A 22,257-nucleotide genomic window follows, 5' to 3' on the forward strand; every position below is an offset into this window, starting at 1 on the left:
GCCTCAAGCGATACATCGCCCGCGAGGTCTACGAGGTCCTCACCAACCCCACCCAACCACCACCGGCCACACCTTGACATCCATAGGAGCATCCCGCCGCCGATCTTGCACTTCCTGCCCCGACAATTGCCGCACAAGGGGCGAACGAGGGGCCGAAAGTGCAAGATCGCGCGAGTGGGGGGCGGGAGGGAGGGGCGGGGTTAGATGGTGCAGTTGATCAGGACGGGTTCGGGGTGGAGGGTTACCGCGAAGCGGGCGTGGACCTGGTCGCGGATGGTTCTGGCCAGGGTGATCAGGGCGGCGGTGCTGGCCGCGCCGGTGTGGTTGGTCAGGGCCAGGGTGTGCTTGCTGGAGATGGCGATGCCGTCCGGGCCGGGGTGGCCCTTGGCGAAGCCGGCCTTGTCGATCAGCCAGGCGGCGCTCACCTTGACCACGTCGCCGGCGCCGGGCCAGTGCGGTGGCTCACCCAGGTCGGCGGCGCGCTCGCGGAGCAGCTCGTACGCGGCCCGGTCCAGCACCGGGTTGGTGAAGAACGAGCCGACCGACCAGGTGTCCGGGTCGTCGGCGTCGAGCACCATGCCCTTGCCGGCGCGCAGCTTGAGCACCGCCTCCCGCGCGTCGGCCGCCGGCACCCGCTCACCGGTCTCGACGCCGAGGGCGCGGGCCAGCTCGGCGTAGCGCACCGGGACCGACAGCGGCGAGCGCTCCAGCCGGAAGTCGACCGAGAGCACCACCCAGCGGTCGCTGTACTTGAAGACGCTGGACCGGTACGCGAAGCCGCAGTCGGCCGCCTCGATCCGGCCGACGCTGCCGGTGTGGCGGTCGTACACCTGGACGCCGGTGACCACCTCGGCGACCTCCTGGCCGTACGCGCCGACGTTCTGGATCGGGGTGGCGCCGGCCGAGCCGGGGATGCCGGAGAGGCACTCCAGCCCGGACCAGCCGTTGGCGACGGTGGTGGCGACCAGCTCGTCCCACGGCTCGCCGGCCTCGACGCGTACCGTCACGGTCTGGGCGTCCTCGGCGACCACCCGCAGCCCCCGGGAGCGGACCAGGACGACGGTGCCGGGGAATCCGGCATCTCCCACCACGACGTTGCTGCCGCCCGCGAGGACCAGCACCTGGTCCTCGCGGTCCTGCGCCGCACGCACCTTCTGTACGATCTCATCGGCGCTGGTGGCGGCCTCCAGCCGGGCGGCCGGCCCACCGAGCCGCAGGGTGGTGTATGCCGCCAGTTCGGTCCGATCGGCGGGTCCGGCACCGGTTGTCGGTTTGGCGTAGACGTCTGACACGCCTTTCACCCTAGGCTGAGGGGTAGCCGCGGCACCCACTGGTGGCCCGGTCACCCCCGGGAGGAAAGCGATGAGCAGACTGCACGGCACGAAGGACTTCTGGATCGGGGCGCTGCGGACCGACGGGCCGGCGTTCGCGGCCGCCGTGGCCGAGGCGCCGCCCGAGACACCGGTGCTGTCGTGTCCGGGCTGGACGGTCACCGATCTCACCCTGCACCTGGCCGGCCTCTACCACTGGGTGCACTCGTTCGTCGGCTCGGGCGAGACCGCCCAGCCGGCCCGCCGGGACGCGGCCGAGGCGCCCGCCGGGGTGACCCCGCTGCAGCTGTGGCAGCACGGGTACGACCAGCTGATGACCGTTCTCGACGCCCTCGACCCGGAGGCGCCGGCGTGGAACTGGGCGCCGCAGCCGAAGAAGGCCGGCTTCTGGATGCGCCGGATGGCCCACGAGACGGCGGTGCACCGCTGGGACGCCCAGCTGGCCATCGCGGCCGGCGACCCGATCGAGGCCAAGCTGGCGGCCGACGGGGTGAGCGAGGTGCTGGACACCTGGCTGCCGGCCGGCCGGCGGCGGACGGCCGGGCAGTGGCACGGCGTGGTGCAGCTGACCGCGACCGACGCGGCCCAGGAGTGGTATCTGCGGCTGCGCGGCGAGGGCATGGCCCTGCTGGACACCGCGACCATGTTCGGCCACGACGACCACCACGCCCGGGCGCAGGTGACCGGCACGGCCAGCGACCTGCTGCTGGCGCTCTGGGGTCGGGTCAGCTTCGACACCCTCGGCGTAGCCGGCGACCGTTCGCTGCTGGAGGGCCTGCGCACCGGCTGAGTCGTCGTACCCCCGCCGGTTGAGCGGCCGTTCCCTCCGGGGGCGGCCGCTCTTTCGTGCCGCGGCGAGGTTCGGGAGAGCGCTCTCTTGACAGTGGGACCCGACACCCGACACGCTGTCGTGAGAGCGCTCTCACAGCGCTCCGCGCTCCGCCCGACCGCGCCCGAATCCCACCACCGACGACTGAGAGGGGTCCGAGACCCATGGGTGTCACACCGCGCCACCGCTTGACCGCGATCGCCCTCGTGGCCGCCACCGCACTGCTCACCACCGCCGGCTGCGGCGGTGGCGACGACGCCGCCGCCGAGGGCGGACCGATCACACTGACCGTGGACGTGTTCGGCCAGTTCGGCTACCAGAAGCTCTACCAGGAGTACATGGCCGCCCACCCCAATATCAAGATCGTCGAGCGGGGCACCGGCGGCAACCTCGACGAGTACTCGCCGAAGCTCACCCAGTGGCTGGCCGCCGGCAAGGGCGCCGGCGACGTGGTCGCCATCGAGGAGGGGCTGCTGGTCGAGTACAAGGCCAACCCGCAGAACTTCGTCAACCTGCTCGACCACGGCGCCGCGGACCTCAAGGGCAACTTCCTGGAGTGGAAGTGGAACGGCGGCCTGACCGCCGACGGCAAGCAGCTCATCGGCCTCGGCACCGACGTGGGCGGAATGGCGATGTGCTACCGCAAGGACCTCTTCGCCAAGGCCGGCCTGCCCACCGACCGCGACGCCGTCTCGAAGCTCTGGCCCACCTGGGCGGACTACATCAAGGCCGGCCAGCAGTACACCGCGAAGAACACCGGAGCGGCGTTCCTCGACTCCGCCACCAGCATCTACAACACCATCCTGCTGCAGAACGCCGGCAGCAGCACCGGCTACACCTACTACGACACGGACGAGAAGCTGGTGGTCGACAGCAACCCGGCGGTCAAGCAGGCGTACGACCAGACGATGGACGTGATCGGCGCCAAGCTCTCCGGCAGGTACGGCACCTGGTCGGAGGAGTGGGTCTCCGCGTTCAAGCAGTCGAAGTTCGCCACGGTCGCCTGCCCGGCGTGGTTCACCGGCGTGATCGAGGGCAACGCCGGCCCGGCCGCCAAGGGCAGGTGGGACATCGCCCAGGCGCCCGGCAACGGCGGCAACTGGGGCGGGTCGTACCTGGCGGTGCCGAAGCAGAGCAGGCACCAGGCCGAGGCGATCGAGCTGACCAAGTTCCTCACCAGCGCCAAGGGCCAGATCGGCGCCTTCCAGGAGAAGGGCCCGCTTCCCTCGTCCCCGCAGGCGCTGGACGACCCGGCGATCGTCAACTCCACCAACGCGTACTTCTCCGGCGCCCCGGTCGGGAAGATCTTCGCCGCCGGCGCGAAGAACCTGAAGCCGGTCTACATGGGCCCGAAGAACCAGGCCGTCCGCACCGAGGTGGAGAACGCCGTACGCACCGTCGAGCTGGGGCAGCGCAGCCCCGAACAGGGCTGGTCCGACGCCGTCGCCAACGCCGAGAAGGCCGCCGCCAAGTAGCCCGAGCCAGCCGTGCGGGCGGCCCCGGGGTGCCGGGAGCCGCCCGCCCGGCGGAGAAGGAGTCAACGGCATGGCCGTCCATCTCGACGCCCGGCCGCCGGTCACCCCGGCGCCGCGGCACGCGCACCCGTCCCGGGTCGTCCGGCTCGCCCGGTTCGACACCCGCTACTCGCCCTACCTGTACATCGCCCCGTTCTTCCTGATCTTCGCGGTCTTCGGGCTCTACCCGCTGGCGTACACGTTCTGGGTGTCGCTGCACGACTGGGACCTGCTCGGCGCGAACCCGACGTTCATCGGGGCGGGGAACTACACCCAGCTGATGGGCGACCCGGACTTCTGGCACGCGGTGGTCAACACGCTCGGCATCTTCGTCATCTCCACCGTGCCCCAGCTGCTCGCCGCCCTCTGGCTGGCGAACCTGCTCAACCGCCGGCTGCGGGCCCGGACCGGCTGGCGGATGGCAGTGCTGGTACCGAACGTCACCTCGACCGCCGCGGTGGCGATCGTCTTCGCGGTGCTCTTCGGCCGCGAGTTCGGGATGATCAACTGGCTGCTCGACCACGTCGGCATCGCCGCGATCGACTGGAAGTCGAACCGGTTCGCCGCCTGGGTGGCCATCTCCGCCATGGTCGACTGGCGTTGGACCGGCTACAACGCGCTGATCTTCCTGGCCGCCATGCAGGCGATCCCGCGCGACCTGTACGAGTCGGCCTCGATCGACGGGGCGGGCCGGGCCCGGCAGTTCTGGTCGATCACCGTGCCGCTGCTGCGGCCGACGATCATCTTCGCCGTCATCATCTCCACCATCGGCGGCCTGCAGCTGTTCACCGAGCCCCGGATGTTCAACTCCGGCACCAACGCCATCCGCGGCGGACCGCTGCGGGAATCCCAGACGGTGACCATGTACATGTTCGAGAACGCCTTCGCCCCGCACTACAACTTCGGCTACGGCTCCGCCGTGGCGTGGCTGCTGTTCGCGCTGATCGCGGTGGTCGCCGCGGTCAACGTGCTGGTGCTGCGCCGGCTCGGCAGCGGGCGGGGAGGCGCCCGATGAGCAGGGTCTGGTCGGCCGGCCGGCTCACCTACCTGGCGCTGGTCCTCACCGCCGGGATGTCGATCTTCCCGATCTACTGGATGTTCGTGGTGGCCAGCCGCAGCAGCGACGCGATGGGCCAGGTACCGCCGCCGATCGTCCCCGGCGGGAACCTGGGCGCCAACATCGCCCGGCTGCTCGCCAACACCGACGCGCACTTCGTCACCGGCCTGGTCAACTCGGCGATCGTGGCGTGCACGGTCACCTTCTCGGTGGTGCTGTTCTCCACGCTGGCCGGGTTCGCCTTCGCCAAGCTGCGCTTCCGGGGGCGCAACGCGCTGCTGATGGCGATCATCGCGACCATGATGGTGCCCACCCAGCTCGGGGTCATTCCGCTGTACCTGCTGATGACGAAGCTGAACTGGAACGACCGGCTGCCGGCGGTGATCGTCCCCGCGCTGGTCACCGGCTTCGGGGTGTTCATGATGCGGCAGTACGCCGGCCAGGCGGTCAGCGACGAGCTGATCGAGGCGGCCCGGGTGGACGGCTGCCACACCGCCCGGATCTACTGGAACGTGGTGCTGCCCGCGCTGCGCCCGGCCGCCGCCGTGCTGGGCCTGCTCACGTTCATGACCACCTGGAACGACTTCCTCTGGCCGTACGCTGTGCTGAACGATCCGGAGAATCCGACCGTGCAGCTCTCGCTGCGCGCCCTGTCGGACGGGTACTACCAGGACATGTCGCAGGTGTTCACCGGCACGGCCATCGCGACCCTGCCCCTGCTGCTGGTGTTCGTCGTGTTCGGCCGCCAGATCATCGGCGGCATCATGGAAGGCGCGGTGAAATCGTGAGCGCGAGGAGTGAGCCGGGTTTGCGAGCCCCGCAGTCGCGAACGGAAGAAGGGCACAGCGTGAGTGAGCTTCGATTCCCGGAGAACTTCGTGTGGGGCGCGGCCACCGCGGCGTACCAGATCGAGGGCGCTGTCCGCGACGACGGTCGCGGCCCGTCGATCTGGGACACCTTCAGCCGTACGCCGGGCAAGGTCTTCGCCGGCCACACCGGCGACGTCGCCTGCGACCACTACTTCCGGTACGCCGAGGACGTCGCGCTGATGGCCGAGCTGGGGCTGGCCGCGTACCGGTTCTCGGTGGCCTGGCCGCGGATCCGGCCGGACGGCGCCGGGCCGGTGAACCCGCGCGGCCTGGACTTCTACGACCGGCTCACCGACGCGCTGCTGGATCGCGGGATCGACCCGATCGTCACGCTCTACCACTGGGACCTGCCGCAGGCGCTGCAGGACCGGGGCGGCTGGACCAACCGGGAGACCGCCGAGCACTTCGCCGAGTACGCGCTGGTGGTGCACGGCCGGCTCGGCGACCGGATCCGCACCTGGACCACCCTGAACGAGCCGTGGTGCTCGGCGTACCTCGGCTACGGCAGCGGGGTGCACGCTCCCGGCGAGCGGGACGCCGGGGCGGCGTTCCGGGCCGTACACCATCTGCTGCTGGGGCACGGCCTGGCTGCCCGGGCGCTGCGCGCGGCCGGCGCGGAGATCGTCGGGATCACCCTCAACCCCGCCGACGTACGCCCCGCGGACCCGACCAGCGCCGCCGACGCGGCCGCGGTACGCCTCGTCGACGGCCTGCACAACCGGATCTTCCTGGACCCGCTGACCGGCGCCGGGTACCCGGTCGACGTGCTGGAACACGTCGCCCGGCTGGTCGAGCCGACGTTCCTGCAGGACGGGGACGAGAAGGTGATCGCGGCGCCGCTGGACCTGCTCGGGGTCAACTACTACGCCCCCACCTACGTGGCCGGGCGGCCGGACGGGGCGGGTGGCGGCGGGGCGTACCCGGGCACCGACGGCGCGGTGGAGTTCCTGCCGCCCGCCGGTCCGCTGACCGACATGGGGTGGATGATCGAGCCGGCCGGGCTGACCCGGCTGCTGGAGCGGATCGCCACCGACTACCCGGGGCTGCCGCTGCTGATCACCGAGAACGGCGCCGCCTTCCCCGACAGGGCCGGCGCCGAGAGCGGCGGGGCGGGTCAGGTGCAGGACGACGACCGGATCGCCTACCTCGACGGGCACCTGCGGGCGGCGCACGAGGCGATCTCCCGAGGGGTCGATCTGCGCGGCTATCTCGTATGGTCGTTGCTGGACAACTTCGAGTGGGCCGAGGGCTATCGGAAGCGGTTCGGGATCGTCGGAGTCGACTACCTGACCCAGCGGCGCACGCCGAAGTCCAGCGCCCGGTGGTACCAGGAGGTGATCTCCCGGAACGGGCTGTGACGAGGTGGTGGTAACGGGGATGACGACCGCTCAACGGCCCACCCTGGAGGCGGTCGCCCGACGGGCCGGCGTGTCCCGGGCGACCGTCTCCCGCGTGGTGAACGGCTCCACCACCGTCGCCGAGCCGATCCAGGAGGCCGTCCGCCGGGCCGTCCAGGAGCTGGGGTACGTGCCGAACCTGGCCGCCCGCAGCCTGGTCACCCAGCGGACCGACTCGATCGCGCTGGTGATGCCGGAGGCCGCCACCCGGGTCTTCTCCGACGACCAGGTGTTCCCGGGGATCATCCGGGGGGCGGCCCAGGAGCTGGAGGCGGCCGACAAGCAGCTGGTGCTGATGCTGGCCGGCTCGCCGGCCGGGCACGACCGGGTGGAGCGGTACACCACCGGACGGCACGTGGACGGGGTGCTCTTCGCCTCGCTGCACGGCGCGGACCCGCTGCCCGGCCGGTTGGCCCGGCTCGGCATCCCGGTGGTGTGCAGCGGCCGGCCGCTCGACGCCGCCGGGGTGCCGTACGTCGACGTGGACCACGTCGGCGGGGTCACCGAGGCGGTCCGGCATCTGATCCGGAACGGCCGCCGACGGATCGCCACCATCGCCGGTCCGCAGGACATGGTGGCCGGCATCGAGCGGTACGTCGGCTACCGGGACACCGTCGCCGAGGCCGGCCTGCCGGAGCTGGTCGCGTACGGCGACTTCACCCGGGAGTCCGGGGCGATCGCGATGCGGACGCTGCTCGCGGACCATCCGGACCTGGACGCCGTCTTCGCCGCCTCCGACCTGATGGCCCACGCCGCCCTGCGGACGCTCCGCGAGGCGGGTCGCCGGGTGCCGGACGACGTGGCGGTGATCGGTTTCGACGACATCGAGACGGCTGCCTACACCGAGCCACCGCTGACCACGGTCCGGCAGCCGATAGTGGAGCTGGGCCGGCAGGGAACGAGGTTGCTGCTGGCGCTGGCCGCCGGCGAGCGGGTCGAGCGGGCCGTGGTGCTGCCGACCGAGCTGGTGGTCCGCGAGTCGGCCTGAGCCCCGACGCTGTTCCTCCCTGGGCCTGTCCCAACGGCATGGCCCGCTGCGCACGTGCACCGGTTCCGAGCGCGCGCGGCGCGCCCCGCATTCCGCTACCCACAGCAACGTGCGGCCTCTCCCCCTCGGCACGCCGTCGCCCCCCCTTTGCTCTGCTGCCACGAACGCGACAGTAACTGTCGGTTAAAAACGGTGCGGGCCAACGGCCGCGCGGGTTTCGTGAATTCCCAGCTGAAGCGGGTGTTGCGTCCGTGGCAGCAGAGCAAAGCGTCGGAGCGAGTGGATCGGTGCTCGACAGACCTGTGACGGTGCGTGACACGTGGCGAAAGTAACGCAACGTAACCGGCGAGGTATTTCGTTGGCTGGCCCGGCCCGTCGGCGCATAGCGTCCTCGGCATGGCTGAAACGCAGGGCGCCCAACGGCGAGTCACCCCGTCCGGACCGGTCGCTCACCCGGCGGCGGGGCCACCGGTGGTCCGGACCGCGCGGCCGGACGACGCGCCGGAGGTGGTGGCGCTGCGCGCGCTGGTGCATCCGTACCTGTTGCGCGGGGTGGAGTCGACCCGGCGGATGATCGAGCAGCCGCCGCCCGGCGAGGACTGGACCGCCTGGGTCGCCGAGGCGGACGGTCGGGTGGTCGGCTGGGCGTCGGCGTACCGGAACGGCCAGACCTCGGAGCCAGACTTCGGGGAGATCTCCACCCTGCACGTCCACCCGGACCACCGTGGTCGGGGCGCCGGGACGGCGCTGCTCACCGCCGCGCTGGCGCACCTGCGGTCCATCGGGGCCCGCCGGGTGCTGACCTGGGCGCTCGCCGAGTCGCTGCCGTTCGCCCGCCGGCACGGCTTCACGCCGAGCCGGCAGGCGCGCTACTCCGCCCTCGACCTGCGACCCGTCCCCCCGATGCCCGAGACTCCGCCGGGGGTGCGGCTGCGCGCCGCGGCCGAGGTGGACCCGCGCCGGCTGTACGAGGTGGACGCCGCCGCCTCGCCCAGCGAACCGGGCGACGTGCCGACGGACGCGATGAGCTACGACAGCTGGCACTACGAGGTCTGGCAGGACGCCGGACTGGACCGCGCGGCCAGCACGGCCGTCGAGGTCGCCGGGGAGCTGGTGGCGCTCAGCCTGGTCAAGCGGGACGGGGACCGGATGTGGTCGGCCTTCACCGGCACGGTGCCGGAGCACCGCGGCCGGGGCCTGGCCCGCCTGGCCAAGCGGGCCGCTCTGCACCGGGCCGCCGCCACCGGGGTACGCGTCGCGTACACCTCGAACGACGAGGCGAACGCCCCGATGCTCGCGGTCAACACCCGGCTCGGCTACCGGCCGGTCGGCGCCCAGTGGTCCTGCCTACGCGACCTGTAGACGACCGGCGACCCCAGCCGGCCGCCCGGCTGGTCGCGGTCAGCCCGCGGTGAGGATGCGTTCGGCGGTGGCGTGGGTGTCGGCGCCGAAGAGCACGAGCCGCGCCTCGGTGACGCTGGTCGGGGCGGCGGCGCGCAGCACGGTCAGCGCCTGGCGTACCGCGTCGTCGACCGGCCAGCCGTAGACGCCGGCCGAGATCAGCGGGAAAGCCACGGTGGCCGCGCCCAGCCCGTCGGCGACCGCCAGGCTGTTGGCGTAGCAGTCGCGCAGCAGGCCGGAACGGTCCTCGCCGGGCGAGAAGACCGGCCCGACGGTGTGCACCACCCAGCGGGCCGGCAGGTCACCGGCCGTGGTGGCGACCGCCTGGCCGGTGGGCAGCCCGTCCGGGTAGCGGGAGGCGCGAAGTGCCCGGCACTCCGCCAGGATGGCCGGCCCGCCCCGGCGGTGGATCGCGCCGTCGACCCCACCGCCGCCGAGCAGCGAGGAGTTGGCCGCGTTCACCACCACGTCCACCCGCTGCGCGGTGATGTCCCCCTCGACAAGGGTGATCTCCATGTCAGTGCTCCCGGATGTGCTGGCCGAACGAGCGGCGGGTGAGCAGGGTGGCCCCGGCCACGGCTGCCGGCATCACCAGCACCGCGCCGAGCGGGATCAGGAAGCAGACGAACACCGCCACGCCGAAGCCCAGCGCGGTGGGCCGGTCCACCTTCAGTCTGGCCCGCCGGTCCGGCAGGCGCAGGCCACGCCGGGAGAACGGCGCGCCGACCAGCTCCACGGCGAGCAGCCAGCCGCCCACCGCGGCCCCGATCACCGGCACCACCGTCTGCCCGACCACCGGGATGAAACCGGCGGCGAAGAGCGGGACGCCTACCAGCACCGACATCCCGACCAGCCGCAGCGAATCGCCCGCGCTGCGGCGCAGCGAGGCCCAGAAGGGCACCTCGACCGCGTCCGGGGTGCCACCGAGGCGCTCCTCCACCCGCTCGGAGATCTTCTCGTAGAACGGGTCACCGATGGCCAGCGTGACGGCGGTGAAGGTGAGCACCCCGAGCAGCCCGCCGATGCCCAGGAAGGCCAGCCCGGCGATCACCCGTACCAGGCTGCGTGAGGTGGTCGACCAGTCGTCGGCGAACGGGGTGACCAGTGCGGCGAGGTCGTCCACCGTGTACACCAGGGCGGCGAACGCGGCGACGAACAGCGCGCCGGAGATCAGCGCCGGCAGGACGCCGAGCAGCATCAGCCCCGGGCTGCGCACGTAGAGGCCGAGGCCGCGCAGCAGGAGGCCGACCCCGGCGAGGAACCGACCGACGGTGCCGGTCACGGGCGCGGCGATGCGGGGTGCGTTCACGACCGCAGAGCCTAGTGGCCGTGCGCACCCCGGGCCGGTCGGCGGATCGCCCTTTACCGCTTCGCGCCGGTGACCCTCGTCGGCCGCCCGGCCGGGCAGGATGGTGGGGTGCGGGCGTCCCGGCTGATCTCCCTGGTGCTGCTGCTGCAGTCCCGGGAGACGATGACCGCCGCGGAGCTGGCCCGTGAGCTGGAGGTCTCCGAGCGGACCGTCTACCGGGACGTGCTGGCGCTCTCCGCCGCCGGGGTGCCGGTCTACGCCGACCGGGGGCGGGCCGGCGGCTACCGCCTGCTCGGCGGCTACCGGACCCGGCTGACCGGGCTGACCCGGGACGAGGCGGAGGCGCTCTTCCTCGCCGGCCTGCCCGGCCCGGCCGGCGAGATGGGCCTCGCGGACGCGGTCGCAGGCGCCGAGCTGAAGGTGCTCGCCGCGCTGCCGCCCAGCCTGCGCGACGCGCCCGCCCGCACCGGGCAGCGGTTCCACCTCGACGTGCCGGGCTGGTTCCGCGAGTCGACGCCGCCGCGCTGGCTCACCGAGCTGGCCCGGGCGGTCTGGCGGGACCGGGTGGTCGAGCTGCGGTACCGGCGCGGCGAGCGGGAGGTGACCCGGCGGGTCGAGCCGTACGGGCTGGTGTTGAAGAGCGGCACCTGGTACGTCGTCGGCCGGGTCGACGCCGTCATGCGGACCTACCGGGTCGACCGGGTGGTCGACGTCGTGGTGGGCGAGGAGGGCTTCGTCCGGGACGAGGGCTTCGACCTGGGCGGTTACTGGCGGGAGCAGGCCGAGGCGTTCCTGCGGCAGCTGCTGGGGGCCGAGATCACCGTTCGGCTCAGCGCCGCCGGCCTGCGCGCGCTGCGCTTCACCGCCGAGGCCCCCTTCGCGTACGAAGAGGCGGTGGCCGCCGCCGGCGAGCCCGACGGGCAGGGGTGGGTGACCACCCGGCTGCCCGTCGAGTCCGTGGAGGTGGCGTACGACCTGCTGCTCCGGCTCGGGCCGGAGGTGGAGGTGCGCGACCCGCCCGAACTGCGGGCCCGGCTGACCGACGCGGCCCGCCGGCTCGCCGCGCTCTACGACGATCAGCGGTAACCGGTGTCGTCGGCCGGCTTCCCGGTCAGGAACACCTCGTCGTGGTAGCGGGACCAGTGCGGTCGGGTGCCGTCCAGGTCGGTGAACCCGTACACCTGGGCCAGACCACCGCTGTCCACGGACTTCCCGTTCCACCGGGCCCGGTCCGGGTCGGCGGCCACGGCGGCGACCGCGCGCCCGACGAAAGCCGGGGTCTCCGACATGACGAAGTGCGGATCCGTCGCGACACCGTCCCGCCAGTTCGCCTCGGTGACGCCGAAGTGCTCCAGCATCGCCTCGGACCGGAGGAACCCGGGGGTTAGCGCCACCGCGGTGCACCCGTGCGGCTTCAGCTCGTGCGCCTGGGTGAAGGCGAGCCGGTTGACCGAGACCTTGGCCAGGTCGTAGAAGACCGACAGTCGGTAGTTGGCGTCGTTGTAGTCCTTCGTGCCGTCGCCGATCTCCACCACCAGCCCACCGGGGCGGCGGATCAGCAGCGGCAGCGCGAAGTGGCTGGTGATGATGTGGGTGTCCACCGCCAGCCGAAGCGTGCGGAAGCCGGCCTCCAGCGGCTGCTCCCAGACCGGCTTCTCCCAGGTGATCAGGTGATCGCTGCCCCACACGTCGTTGACCAGCACGTCGAGCCGACCCTGCTCGGCGTCGATCCGTTCGACCAGGCCGCGTACCTGCTCGGGGTCGAGGTGGTCGACCCGCACCGCGATGCCGGTGCCGCCGGCCGCGGTGACCAGCTCGGCGGTCTCCTCGATGGTCTCCGGCCGGTTCAGCTCGGAGCGGCCGGCGCGGGTGCTGCGGCCGGTGACGTAGACCGTGGCGCCGGCCGCGCCGAGCTGGACCGCGATCTGCCGGCCCGCGCCCCGGGTCGCTCCGGCGACCAGGGCGATCTTTCCTTCCAGTGGCTGCGTCGTCATGCGGTCGAGCGTGCCAGCGATACCTGACAGGTACCGTCCGGTTTGGTGAACCCGCCGCGGTGGGCGACGTCACCCGTTCAAGAACCCCGAGACGCGGTCGCGCAGGTCGGCGCGCTCCGTCCAGAGCACGCCCGGCCGGTCGTACACGTACAGGGTGGCGTGCGGGAGCGCGGCGGCCAACTCCTCGGCGACGGCGGCCGGGTGCAGGTCGTCGCCCGCGCAGCCGATCACCAGGGCCGACGCGGTGACCGCGGCGAGGGCGCCCGCGTCGCGCAGCGGCGCCTGCTCCGGCAGGTCGGCCAGCCCGGGGGCGAGCCCGTCGCGCAGCAGCTGGTCGAGCCGCTGCCGCAGGTACGCCCAGCCGGCCGGGGTGTTCCGTACGGCCGGCGGGATCTCCAGCGAGACCACGTCGGCGAGCGCCGAGGCGTCCCCGTCGCCGACCGCGTCGAGCAGGTCGGTCAACCGCTGCCGGGCGGCCGGCCCGCGCGGCGTGTCGAGCACCGCAGGCAGGAAGAAGACGACCTTCTCGAACCGGTCGGGGCTCTCCACCAGCAGCCGGCAGAGCGCACCGGCGCCGAGGCTGGCCCCGAACGCCCGGGTGGCGTTGCCGAGGTCGGCGACCGCGCGCAGGTCGCGGGCCAGGTCGAGGTAGCTCCACGGGCCGGGCGGGGCGTCCGATCGGCCGTGCCCACGGAACTGGAAGAAGACCTTGCGGCCGGTGACGCCGCTGCCGAACGGGCGGGTGGTGGCGATGCCGTTGCCCAGCCCGTGGGCGAACACGGTCACCGGGTCACCGGTGCCGGTGACCAGCCGCTCCAGCCGTACCCCGTGCGGGGTGGTGACCAGCTCGGTCTCCGGCTCGGGCAGCGCCGGCCGGCCGGTACGCGGCCCGCCCGGGCCGGGACCCCAGGTGCGGGGGCCGCCGTCGGGCGGTGGGGGCCAGCGGAAACCCCTCACCAGAACCCTTTGCCGTCGTGCAGGTCGCGCAGCCCGACCCGGACGTCGAGTAGGTAGATCAGGCCGGCCGCGATGCCGATCAGCCCGAAGATGCTGAGCGCGCCGAAGCCGAGCAGGGTGAGCAGCATGCAGACCGCCAGGATGGCGATCCAGCCGCCCTTGGGCAGGGTGCCGATCGCCGGGAAGGCGTCGGCCCGCTGGGTGATCGCGTGCACCAGGGAGACACCCTGCAGGATCAGGGCGAACACGAGCAGGATCCGGTCGATCACGAAGACGACGTCGAACACGAAGATCGGCGCGGCGATGGCCATGCCGGCCAGCATATGCCGACGGCCCCGCAAACGTCCGGCAGGACGCCTGCGGGGCCGTTCACGGCCGGAGTGTCACTCGGCGGCCGGGCGGGTCCGCTTCGTGGCCTTGGGCAGCTTGGCCGACGGGGTGTCGGTCACGTCGGCCTTGGTGGCCCGGGTGCGCGGGGTCTTCGCGGCGGCCGGCTTGGCCTCCACCACCTCGGCCACGTCGGCCGGGGTCGGGGTCGGGGTCTGGGTCTGGGTCTCGACAGCCGCGGTCGGGGTGGCGACAGCGTCGGCCCGCACCTCGGCCGGGACGGTGGCGTCGGTGGCCTCGATGTCGGCGTTGACGGTGTCGGCGGCCTCCAGCACACCGGCGCCGACGACCCGCTCGCCGCGGGCGATCAGCGCGCCGTACGCGGCCAGCGCCCGCTCCTGGGCGACCTGGGCGGAGGCCAGCAGGGTGGCGGCGTTGCGGGTGGCGGTGCCGCGCAGGGTGTCCAGGTCGAGGTCGGCCGGGACGGCCTTCTCGCGCAGGCCGGTGGCGGTCTGGTTGGCGGTACGCAGCGTCTCGGTGGCCTTCTGGCGCAGCTCGAAGCCGGTGACGACGGCCTTGCCACCGAGGCCGGCGACCACCCGGGTGCCGTCGGTGACGACCCGGTTACCCAGCTCGCCCACCACCGTGGGGAGCTTGCGCAGCTGCTGGTATGCCAGATCGCCCGCGCCGGCGGCGGCGTAGAGCGGGGCGGGGATGCGGTTGGTCTTCGGCTGGGTCATGACTTCTCCTCCTCGGTCGCGGCGGCGGCCGTACTGCTGGGCGGGTTGGCGGACGGGGTGCTGCTGGTGGTTGGCGCGGGGGCCGGGCCGGCCTCGGTGACGGCGACCGACTCGAGGACCGCCTCGGTCGGGGTGCCCGCCGGCGTGGTGGGCCCGGTGGCGGCCGGCGTGGCGCTCGCCGCGGCGGACGGCGTCGCCGGCGTGACAGGCGTCGGGCCGAGTGGGCCGCCGGCACCAGCTGGCGCGACGGCGCCCGTACCGTGGGCCGGGCCGGCCTGGTCAGCGGCGGCGCCCGCCTCGGCGGCGGCCGCGGTGGCCTGGTCGGCGGTCGCGGTGGCCTCGGCCAGGCGGGCGTTCTCCCGGCGGAAGGTCTCGTAGATCTGGGTGAGCGACTGCTTCTGGGCCATCGTCAGGTCGGCGTCGACGGCGATCGCCGCGAGCACCCCCTGACCCTCCTTGTCGTCGAGCAGCCCGGCGCGCAGGTACATCGCCGGGGTGGAGACCCGCAGCGCGCTGGCGAGCTGCTGGAGCACCTCGGCGCTCGGCTTGCGCAGCCCACGCTCGATCTGGCTCAGGTAGGGGTTACTGACGCCGGCCTGCTCGGCCAGCTGCCGCAGCGAGATCTTGGCGTTCCGACGCAGGTCACGAATGAACCCGCCGACGTCGGGCAAGTCCTTGGAAGCGGCCATGTCTCCACGGTAGCCAGCGCTGCTAGCTCCAGCAAGCAGATCGCTAGCGGAAGTTAGCAAGGTAACAGTGGGCCCTTGCGGTCCGGTTGTCCGATCCGTAGCTTGCTCGTCGTGACGAAGATCGACATCAACGGGGCGAGCCTGGCGTACGAGGAGGCGGGCACCGGCACGCCGGTGGTGCTGCTGCACGCCGGCATCGCCGACCGCCGGATGTGGCGCGCCCAGCTGCCCGCGCTCGCCGACCGGCACCGGGTGATCGCGCTCGACCTGCGCGGGTACGGCGAGTCCGAGCTGCCGCCCGAGCCGTTCGCCCACCACGAGGACGTGGTCGGCCTGCTCGACGCCCTCGGCATCGACCGGGCGGCCCTGGTCGGCTGCTCGTTCGGCGGCGCGGTGGCGATCGACACCGCGCTGTCCCACCCGGACCGGGTCTCCCGCCTGGCGCTGTTCAGCAGCGCGGTCTCCGGCAACGAGTGGTCCGAGGAGACCGAGGAGCTGTGGGAGAGCCTGATCGGCGAGGTGGACCCGGAGGACTTCGCCGCGGCGGCGACCGCCGAGGTGCGGTTCTGGGTGGTCGGCCCGTTGCGCCAGCCCGCCGACGTCGACCCCGGGCTGATCGCCTTCGCCGAGGAGCTGGACCGCCGGGCGCTCGCCGCCGAGCTGGCGCTCAGCGCGGTGGAGGTGGCCGAGCTCGACCCGTCGGCGATCGACCGCCTCGCCGAGCTGCGGCTGCCGGTGCTGGTGACCGCCGGCGCGGCCGACGTGCCCGACCTGCGCCGGCTCGCCGACCGGATCGCCGCCGAGGCGCCCGGTGCGGTACGCCTGCCCGACGTGCCCGATGCGGCCCACCTGCCGCCGCTGGAGCGCCCCGAGCCGGTCACCGCCGCACTACGAGCCTTCCTCGGCTGACGGGTGCTCGGGCCGCCCGAACGAAGGTCGCCACCACGCCGTGAAGCGGTCCCGAACTCCGTTCCGCGAAGAGCGATATGACGGATCGTCATATTTATGACGCACAGTCATATCGCTCGTCTTCGGATCCACCACCCGGCCGGTCACGACGGGTAGCGACCGCTCCCCCGTCCACGGGCCGCTCCTGACCACGGGCCGCCAGCGGACGAGTTCCCGACCTGCCGGCCCACCATGCCCGTCGACCGTCTGCGCGCGGGCCGGAAGGGTCACCAGAGGGGGCGGATCGCCCCGACCGGGAGGCCGCCGCCGAGCAGTGGGACCTCGGCGTACTCGGTCAGCACCGGGGCGTCGACGCCGAGCCGGCGCAGCGCCGAGACCAGCACCGGCATCCGCGCCCGCGCGGCACCGTCGTCGATCTTGAGGGCGACCGCGCCGACCCCGGGAACGGCCGCGGCGAGCACGCCCTCCGCGCCGATCTTGGCCAGCACCCCGGGTACGCCGCGCATCAGCCGGGTGTCGTCCGCCTGGGTGCCGCCGACCAGCTCCGGGTACGCCCGCATGGCGTCCGCGACGGCCCGCGCGGGCGTGCCCGGCTCGGCCGAGACCAGCCGGAGGTACGCCCGGGCCAGCCCGGTCAGCGACACGGCGAGCACCGGCGCGCCGCAGCCGTCCACCCCGACGGCCGCCGCCTGTTCGCCGGTGTACTCCTCGATCGCCGCCCGCAGCCGTTGCTGGAGCGGGTGCTCGGGTCGCCAGTAGCCGTCCAGCGGCCAGCCGGCGGCCAGGCAGGTCAGCAGCATCCCGGAGTGCTTGCCGGAGCAGTTCATCTGCGCCCGGGTGGGACCACCGCCGGAGCGCAGCACCGCCTCCCGGGCGGCGTCGCCGAACGGCAGGTCGGGCGGGCAGTGCAGCGCCGACTCATCCAGCCCGGCGCTCGCCAGCAGCGCGCCCACCCGGGCCAGGTGGAACTCCTCGCCGGCGTGGCTGGCCGAGACCATCGCCAGGTCGGCCGGCTCGGCCAGCGACAGGCCGGCGTCGAGCATGCCAATCGCCTGCATCGGCTTGCTGGACGAGCGCGGGAAGATCGGCGAGCCGACGTCCCCCGCCCCGGCGACCGGCCTCCCGGCGGCGTCGAGCGCCACGACCGAGCCCCGGTGGACGCCCTCCACGAACTCCGACCGGACCACCTCGGCGAGCGGCACGCCGCCCTCGTACGTCTTTCCCACGAGTGGACGGTACCGACGCGTCGGGACGGCCCGGCACCCGGGTGACCAGCGACGCACGCCACCGGCGTACCGGGTGCCGGGCCCGCGCGGGCTTACACCCCGAGCAGCGTACGGGCCTCTGCGGTGGTCAGCGGCGGGCGCTGGGCCAGCTGGGCGAAGCCGACCGCGCGGGCGACCAGCTGCATGTTCGACTCCACCGGCCGCCCCTTGGCGTACGTCACGGTGTCCTCCATGCCAACCCGGAGGTGACCACCGGCCGAGAGCGACGCCAGCATCACCCCGATGGTGCTGCGGCCGATGCCGGTGGCCGAGAACGTGGTGCCCTCGGGCAGGTCGCGCAGCATCCGGTGGGCCGCGACCAGGGTCTCGGTGGTGCCCGGCATGCCGCCCGGCACGCCCATCACGAAGTCGACGTGCACGTGCCCGCCGTGCGGCAGGCCGTGCTTGCCGAGCAGGCGCTGCAGGGCGGTGAGGTGGCCCAGGTCGAAGATCTCGTACTCCGGCACGATGCCCCGCTCCTGCATCCGGGTGTGCAGGTCGACGATGAACTCCCACCGGTTGAGGAAGACGTCGTCGCCGAAGTTCAGCGTGCCCATGGTGCAGGAGGCCATGTCCGGGGCGGCGTCCAGCACCGCGAGCCGGTCGGACTCCGGGTCGGTCACCGCGCCGCCGGAGGAGAGCTGCACGATCAGGTCGGTGCTCTCCCGCAGCGCGGTCACGGTCTCCCGCAGCCGACCCTGGTCGAGGGTCGGGCGCGCCTCGCCGTCGCGGATGTGGACGTGGATCACGGCGGCGCCGAGCGCCTCGCACTCCTTGGCGGTCAACAGCAACTCGTCAAGGGTCACCGGCAGCGCCGGCACCTCCGCCTTGGCCGACTCCGCGCCGGTGGGGGCAACCGTGATCAACGTCCCTGTCGTCATGCCGGCGATCCTAGACCCGCGGACCGGCTCCGGTCGACGGCAGAATCGCGCGTCCCCGGCCCCGAAGACGGAAGATCTTCCGCCTCGCGGGCCGGGGCACGGCAGCCCTTACGCCGGGTCGATGGCGGCGGCCGACTCCTCGACCATCAACCGGGCGTCGTCCGGGACGTTCCGCTTGATCACCGCGAGCGCGATCTGGCCCAGCTCGTGGTGCTGCACCGCGGTGCCGACGAAGCCGACCGCGCGCCCGTCGCGGGTCACCGGCGTGCCGGCGGCGGGCGGCTGGTCGGTGGTCACCCCGTCCAGGTGCAGCAGGACCAGCCGGCGCGGCGGCCGGCCCAGGTTGTGCACCCGGGCGACCGTCTCCTGGCCGCGGTAGCAGCCCTTGTCCAGGTGTACGGCCGGCGCGATCAGGTCCACCTCGGCGGGGATGGTCCGGTGGTCGGTGTCCACCCCGACCCGGGCCCGCCGGGCGGCCACCCGGATCGCCTCGTACGCCCACAGCCCGGCGAGCGGCACCCCGGCGTCGCGCAGCCGCCCGACCACCGCGTCCATCTCGTCGCGGGGCACCAGCAGGTCGACGCCGAGCGGATCCCGCCGGGCCCAGCCGCCGTCCGGCAGCGGGCGGACGTCGTACACGGCGGTGGGGCGCGGCGGCAGCTCGCCGGAGCGGAACTTCGGGCCCGGCACCCGGACGGCCTGCGGAGCGGCCAGGCCGGTGACGCCGAGCGTCCCGACGGCCTCGGCGGCGCCCGGCCCGACCAACGACAGCAGCGCGTGGTCGGCGGTGGCGTCGCGCGGCTCGACCTTGCTGAAGAACCGCATCCGCTCCAGGTACGCCAGCAGCCCGGCGGTCATCCCCGGCTCGGTGTCCAGCCAGGTGGTGTCGCCGTCCTCGGCGACCATCGCGTGCTGCTCGACGTGCCCGTGCGGGCTGAGCACCAGCAGCTCGGTGCCCTCGCCGGGGCGCAGCGCGGCCAGGTGCTGGCTGGTCAGGGTGTGCAGCCAGCCGATCCGCTCCTCGCCCGGCACGGCCAGCACGCCGCGGTGCGACCGGTCCACCAGCCCGACGCCGGTGTCCAGGGTGCGCTGCTCGCGCAGCGGGTCGCCGTAGTGGGCGGCGACGCCGTGCACGCCGGCCGCGCGGTGCGCCTCGTCCGGCTGGTCGCGGCTCGCCTCGTCGATGTCCTCGACCGCCACCGCACCGTCTACGTCGATCATGTCGGTTCCCCGTCCTCGCAGTTGCCGCAGACGCCGAAGAGCGCCACGTGCCCGATGTCCACCCGGAACCCGCGCTCGTCGGCCAGCCGGTCGGCGAGCGGGCGGAGCAGCTCCGGGCCGATCTCGTCGATCCCGCCGCACTCCCGACAGACCAGGTGGATGTGCTGGTGCTCGCCCGCCGCGTGGTAGGTCGGCGACCCGTGCGACAGGTGGGTGTGGGTCACCAGCCCGAGCCGCTCCAGCAGCTCCAGGGTGCGGTAGATGGTGGTGATGTTGACCCCGGCGGCCACCTGCCGGACGGCGGCGTGCACCTGCTCCGGCGTGGCGTGCCCCAGATCCAGCACGGCCCGCAGCACCAGCTGGCGCTGCGCGGTCAGCCGCAGTCCACGGGAGCGCAGCATTTCCGCCAGGGAGGAATCGGACACGCTCCGATGATAGTGCGGCCCCCGCACCTGACCCGGACGCCGGCGACGGACGCCACTACGCTGGGCGGTCATGGTGGCATCGAGGATCGCCGTGCTCGGCCGGGGCGTCGTACCGCCGGGAGAGCCGGTGCTGCGCGGCGACGACCTGGGCGTGCTGCGCGGCGACGGGCTGTTCGAGACCATGCACCTGCGCGCCGGCCGGCCGTGGCTGCTCGGGGCGCACCTGGCCCGGCTGCGGGCCGGGGCCGCCGCGGTGGAGCTGCCGCTCCCCTCCGACCAGGTGCTGGTGGAGCTGCTCGACGCGGTGGCCGAGGGCTGGCCGGCGCCGGTGGAGGCGGCGCTGCGGCTGGTCTGCACCCGGGGGCCGGAGGGCGGCGGGCTGCCGACCGTGTACGCCACCCTCGGCGAGGTCGCGCCGGGGTCCAAGCGGGCCCGCCGGGACGGCGTCACGGTGGCCACCCTGCCGCTCGGGGTGCCCGCCGCGACCCGCCCGGAGCTGGCCTGGCTGCCGGCCGGCGTCAAGTCGACCTCGTGGGGCGCGAGCAGCGCCGCCCGCCGCTGGGCTGCCCGCAACGACGTGGCCGACGTGCTGTGGGTCTCCAGCGACGGGTACGCGCTGGAGGGGCCGTCCGCCAACGTGGTGTGGCGGGACGGCGACCGGCTCTGCGCGGTGCCCGCGACCACCACCGGCATCCTTCCCGGCACCACCGCCGCCTGGCTGCTGGAGCACGCCGACGCGGTCGGCCTGACCGCGGACGAGCGGATGGTCACGCCGGACGGGCTGCGGGCCGCCGACGGGGTCTGGTTCACCTCGTCGGTGCGCGGCCTGGTCGAGGTGCGCGCCCTGGACGGCGTGGCGCTCGGCCCGTCGGCGCACACCCCGGCGCTGCAGGAGCTGGTGGGCTTCCCGCTGCCCTGACGGGCCCGCCGCCGCGTCCCGGCGGGTCGGTCCCGGCGAGCGCCGGGCCGACCGGTCAGCCGGCGACCCGGACCAGGCGGGCGGACAGGTGGGGCGAGAGGCCGTGGCCCATGCCGGCCATCTCCTGCGCGTAGAGCAGCGCGCCCTCGACGATGCCGAAGAGCCGGGCGCCCGCGGTGACCTCCTTCGCGGTGGCCGTCCGGACCACCGCGTCGGTGGAGAACTCGATCTGGGTGCCCCTGCGCTTGCCGACGTGCAACTCCATGACCCCGGTCGGCACGCTCATCAGGGCCTCGAGCTCGTCGGTCGCCCGGTCGCCGTCCAGCACCGGCCGCCACCAGCCCACCTCGCGGCCGGCGGGGCGGACCGGTCGGCTCTGCTCGTCGAGGATCCAGGACCGCGACTCGTAGAACAGGAACGGCCGGCCGTCGTGGCTGATCCGGATCTCCTGGGCGAAGTCGAAGTCCTCGATCGTCGGGAAGCCGCCGCGCCCCCGGCCACGCCACACCCCGATGTACGGCAGCAGGCCGTCGAGCGCCGGGTGCAGCTTGGGGCCCACCCGCAGGTCGTGGCTCTCCTCGTACGGGTACTCCTCGACCGGCGGCGCGTTCAGCCACGGCGGCTGCAACGGGTTCTCGCTACTCACGGTGCCACCTTCGTTCGCGACTGCGGGGCTCGCAAACCCGGCTCACTCCTCGCGCTCACTGGAACTACCACTTGCCTCTCGATATGCGTACCGCCAGATAGACCAGGCCACCGGCGAGCGCGCCCAGGCCCGCGACCAGCAGGCTGACGAACCCCATCTCGGTAACCATCATGGTCATCCTATGCTGGGCGGCATGGCCCGCACTCTCGTCGTCAAGGCCACCGCCGGTGAGGACGCGCCGGAGCGGTGCGCCCAGGCCTTCACGGTGGCCGCCACCGCCGCGGCCGCCGGGGTGGACGTGTCGCTCTGGCTGACCGGTCAGTCGACCTGGTTCGCCGTGCCCGGCCGGGCGGAGCGGTTCGAGCTGCCGCACTCGGCGCCGCTGGCCGAGCTGTTGCACGTGGTGTTGACCACCGGCCGGGTCACCGCCTGCACCCAGTGCGCCGCTCGCCGGGAGATCGGCCCGGACGACGTCCTGCCGGGCGTACGGATCGCCGGCGCGGCGGTCTTCGTCGAGGAGGCGATGGCCGAGGGGGCGCAGGCGCTGGTCTACTGACCGCCGCCCGGCGACCACCCGGCCGACACCGGT

General features: G+C 73.5%; 25 protein-coding genes. 11 read left to right on the forward strand and 14 right to left on the reverse strand.

Annotated features, from left to right (window positions below; translation table 11 throughout):
- Positions 1-200: 200 nt before the first annotated feature.
- Positions 201-1,292, reverse strand: a complete 1,092-nt coding sequence (locus tag ACFY3U_RS14720; protein ID WP_387200669.1) for a UDP-N-acetylmuramate dehydrogenase — start codon at positions 1,290-1,292, stop codon at positions 201-203.
- A gap of 70 nt (positions 1,293-1,362) precedes the next feature.
- Here ACFY3U_RS14720 and ACFY3U_RS14725 point away from each other — a divergent pair, with 70 nt between their 5' ends.
- From ACFY3U_RS14725 to ACFY3U_RS14755, 7 genes are all read left to right on the forward strand, one after another.
- Complete coding sequence (locus ACFY3U_RS14725; RefSeq protein WP_387200671.1) at positions 1,363-2,121, forward strand: maleylpyruvate isomerase family mycothiol-dependent enzyme; 759 nt, start codon at positions 1,363-1,365, stop codon at positions 2,119-2,121.
- Positions 2,122-2,324: 203 nt separating this feature from the next.
- Positions 2,325-3,635 (forward strand): ABC transporter substrate-binding protein, encoded by a 1,311-nt coding sequence (locus tag ACFY3U_RS14730; RefSeq protein WP_387200674.1) that lies wholly within the window; start codon positions 2,325-2,327, stop codon positions 3,633-3,635.
- Between the two features lie 70 nt (positions 3,636-3,705).
- On the forward strand, positions 3,706-4,689 hold the full coding sequence (locus tag ACFY3U_RS14735; RefSeq protein WP_387200677.1) for a carbohydrate ABC transporter permease: 984 nt from the start codon (positions 3,706-3,708) through the stop codon (positions 4,687-4,689).
- Positions 4,686-5,519, forward strand: coding sequence for a carbohydrate ABC transporter permease (locus ACFY3U_RS14740; protein WP_387200680.1), 834 nt, complete (start codon positions 4,686-4,688; stop codon positions 5,517-5,519). Before ACFY3U_RS14735 ends, ACFY3U_RS14740 begins: the two co-directional genes overlap by 4 nt.
- Positions 5,520-5,578: 59 nt before the next feature.
- On the forward strand, positions 5,579-6,958 hold the full coding sequence (locus tag ACFY3U_RS14745; RefSeq protein WP_387200683.1) for a GH1 family beta-glucosidase: 1,380 nt from the start codon (positions 5,579-5,581) through the stop codon (positions 6,956-6,958).
- A 19-nt stretch (positions 6,959-6,977) separates the two neighbouring features.
- Complete coding sequence (locus ACFY3U_RS14750; protein WP_387200686.1) at positions 6,978-7,985, forward strand: LacI family DNA-binding transcriptional regulator; 1,008 nt, start codon at positions 6,978-6,980, stop codon at positions 7,983-7,985.
- A 396-nt stretch (positions 7,986-8,381) separates the two neighbouring features.
- The gene (locus tag ACFY3U_RS14755) at positions 8,382-9,347 is read left to right on the forward strand and encodes a GNAT family N-acetyltransferase (protein WP_387200689.1); all 966 of its coding nucleotides are present in this window, start codon (positions 8,382-8,384) and stop codon (positions 9,345-9,347) included.
- A 39-nt stretch (positions 9,348-9,386) separates the two neighbouring features.
- On the opposite strand, the gene ACFY3U_RS14760 is transcribed toward ACFY3U_RS14755, so the two are convergent.
- Both ACFY3U_RS14760 and ACFY3U_RS14765 read right to left on the reverse strand, forming a co-directional pair.
- Positions 9,387-9,902, reverse strand: a complete 516-nt coding sequence (locus tag ACFY3U_RS14760) for an O-acetyl-ADP-ribose deacetylase (protein ID WP_387200692.1) — start codon at positions 9,900-9,902, stop codon at positions 9,387-9,389.
- 1 nt (position 9,903) lies between these two features.
- On the reverse strand, positions 9,904-10,695 hold the full coding sequence (locus ACFY3U_RS14765; RefSeq protein WP_387200695.1) for an EI24 domain-containing protein: 792 nt from the start codon (positions 10,693-10,695) through the stop codon (positions 9,904-9,906).
- A 108-nt stretch (positions 10,696-10,803) separates the two neighbouring features.
- Here ACFY3U_RS14765 and ACFY3U_RS14770 point away from each other — a divergent pair, with 108 nt between their 5' ends.
- Positions 10,804-11,781 (forward strand): helix-turn-helix transcriptional regulator, encoded by a 978-nt coding sequence (locus ACFY3U_RS14770; protein WP_387201511.1) that lies wholly within the window; start codon positions 10,804-10,806, stop codon positions 11,779-11,781.
- Here ACFY3U_RS14770 and ACFY3U_RS14775 read toward each other — a convergent pair.
- The 5 genes from ACFY3U_RS14775 to ACFY3U_RS14795 form a co-directional block, all read right to left on the reverse strand.
- Positions 11,772-12,689, reverse strand: coding sequence for an SDR family oxidoreductase (locus ACFY3U_RS14775; RefSeq protein WP_387200698.1), 918 nt, complete (start codon positions 12,687-12,689; stop codon positions 11,772-11,774). The genes ACFY3U_RS14770 and ACFY3U_RS14775 overlap by 10 nt on opposite strands.
- A gap of 69 nt (positions 12,690-12,758) precedes the next feature.
- A complete protein-coding gene (locus tag ACFY3U_RS14780) occupies positions 12,759-13,646 on the reverse strand; it encodes an alpha/beta fold hydrolase (RefSeq protein ID WP_387200701.1) in 888 nt (295 codons plus the stop codon).
- Positions 13,643-13,957: a DUF2516 family protein gene (locus ACFY3U_RS14785; protein WP_387200704.1), complete on the reverse strand. Its 315-nt coding sequence runs from the start codon at positions 13,955-13,957 to the stop codon at positions 13,643-13,645. The genes ACFY3U_RS14780 and ACFY3U_RS14785 overlap by 4 nt, the downstream gene beginning before the upstream one ends.
- Positions 13,958-14,029: 72 nt before the next feature.
- The gene (locus ACFY3U_RS14790) at positions 14,030-14,713 is read right to left on the reverse strand and encodes a hypothetical protein (protein ID WP_387200706.1); all 684 of its coding nucleotides are present in this window, start codon (positions 14,711-14,713) and stop codon (positions 14,030-14,032) included.
- Positions 14,710-15,402: a helix-turn-helix domain-containing protein gene (locus ACFY3U_RS14795; RefSeq protein WP_387200709.1), complete on the reverse strand. Its 693-nt coding sequence runs from the start codon at positions 15,400-15,402 to the stop codon at positions 14,710-14,712. Before ACFY3U_RS14795 ends, ACFY3U_RS14790 begins: the two co-directional genes overlap by 4 nt.
- A gap of 111 nt (positions 15,403-15,513) precedes the next feature.
- Between ACFY3U_RS14795 and ACFY3U_RS14800 the strand changes: the two genes are divergently transcribed.
- The gene (locus ACFY3U_RS14800; RefSeq protein WP_387200712.1) at positions 15,514-16,311 is read left to right on the forward strand and encodes an alpha/beta fold hydrolase; all 798 of its coding nucleotides are present in this window, start codon (positions 15,514-15,516) and stop codon (positions 16,309-16,311) included.
- A gap of 266 nt (positions 16,312-16,577) precedes the next feature.
- Here the strand turns inward: ACFY3U_RS14800 and ACFY3U_RS14805 are convergent, their stop codons facing one another.
- The 4 genes from ACFY3U_RS14805 to ACFY3U_RS14820 all read right to left on the reverse strand — a co-directional run bounded on the left by ACFY3U_RS14805 (position 16,578) and on the right by ACFY3U_RS14820 (position 20,079).
- Positions 16,578-17,537 (reverse strand): asparaginase, encoded by a 960-nt coding sequence (locus tag ACFY3U_RS14805; RefSeq protein WP_387200715.1) that lies wholly within the window; start codon positions 17,535-17,537, stop codon positions 16,578-16,580.
- A gap of 92 nt (positions 17,538-17,629) precedes the next feature.
- Positions 17,630-18,457 (reverse strand): 3-keto-5-aminohexanoate cleavage protein, encoded by an 828-nt coding sequence (locus tag ACFY3U_RS14810; RefSeq protein ID WP_387200718.1) that lies wholly within the window; start codon positions 18,455-18,457, stop codon positions 17,630-17,632.
- A gap of 108 nt (positions 18,458-18,565) precedes the next feature.
- Positions 18,566-19,678, reverse strand: coding sequence for a YgfZ/GcvT domain-containing protein (locus tag ACFY3U_RS14815; protein WP_387200720.1), 1,113 nt, complete (start codon positions 19,676-19,678; stop codon positions 18,566-18,568).
- Positions 19,675-20,079, reverse strand: a complete 405-nt coding sequence (locus ACFY3U_RS14820) for a Fur family transcriptional regulator (protein WP_387201514.1) — start codon at positions 20,077-20,079, stop codon at positions 19,675-19,677. Before ACFY3U_RS14820 ends, ACFY3U_RS14815 begins: the two co-directional genes overlap by 4 nt.
- Positions 20,080-20,173: 94 nt before the next feature.
- Between ACFY3U_RS14820 and ACFY3U_RS14825 the strand changes: the two genes are divergently transcribed.
- The gene (locus ACFY3U_RS14825) at positions 20,174-21,022 is read left to right on the forward strand and encodes an aminotransferase class IV (protein ID WP_387200723.1); all 849 of its coding nucleotides are present in this window, start codon (positions 20,174-20,176) and stop codon (positions 21,020-21,022) included.
- Positions 21,023-21,077: 55 nt separating this feature from the next.
- Here ACFY3U_RS14825 and ACFY3U_RS14830 read toward each other — a convergent pair whose 3' ends face one another.
- Together ACFY3U_RS14830 and mtfM are read right to left on the reverse strand one after the other, a co-directional pair.
- Complete coding sequence (locus tag ACFY3U_RS14830) at positions 21,078-21,668, reverse strand: FABP family protein (RefSeq protein ID WP_387200726.1); 591 nt, start codon at positions 21,666-21,668, stop codon at positions 21,078-21,080.
- A 64-nt stretch (positions 21,669-21,732) separates the two neighbouring features.
- Entirely contained in the window at positions 21,733-21,837 is a 105-nt protein-coding gene (gene mtfM, locus ACFY3U_RS14835) for a small membrane protein MtfM (RefSeq protein WP_387200729.1), read from the reverse strand.
- A gap of 12 nt (positions 21,838-21,849) precedes the next feature.
- On the opposite strand from mtfM, the gene ACFY3U_RS14840 reads away from it, so the two are divergent.
- Positions 21,850-22,224: a DsrE family protein gene (locus tag ACFY3U_RS14840; protein ID WP_387200732.1), complete on the forward strand. Its 375-nt coding sequence runs from the start codon at positions 21,850-21,852 to the stop codon at positions 22,222-22,224.
- Positions 22,225-22,257 lie beyond the last annotated feature (33 nt).

Origin of the sequence: Micromonospora sp. NPDC000089 (assembly GCF_042899365.1) — a bacterium.
In the GTDB taxonomy this organism is placed as follows: Bacteria; Actinomycetota; Actinomycetes; order Mycobacteriales; family Micromonosporaceae; genus Micromonospora.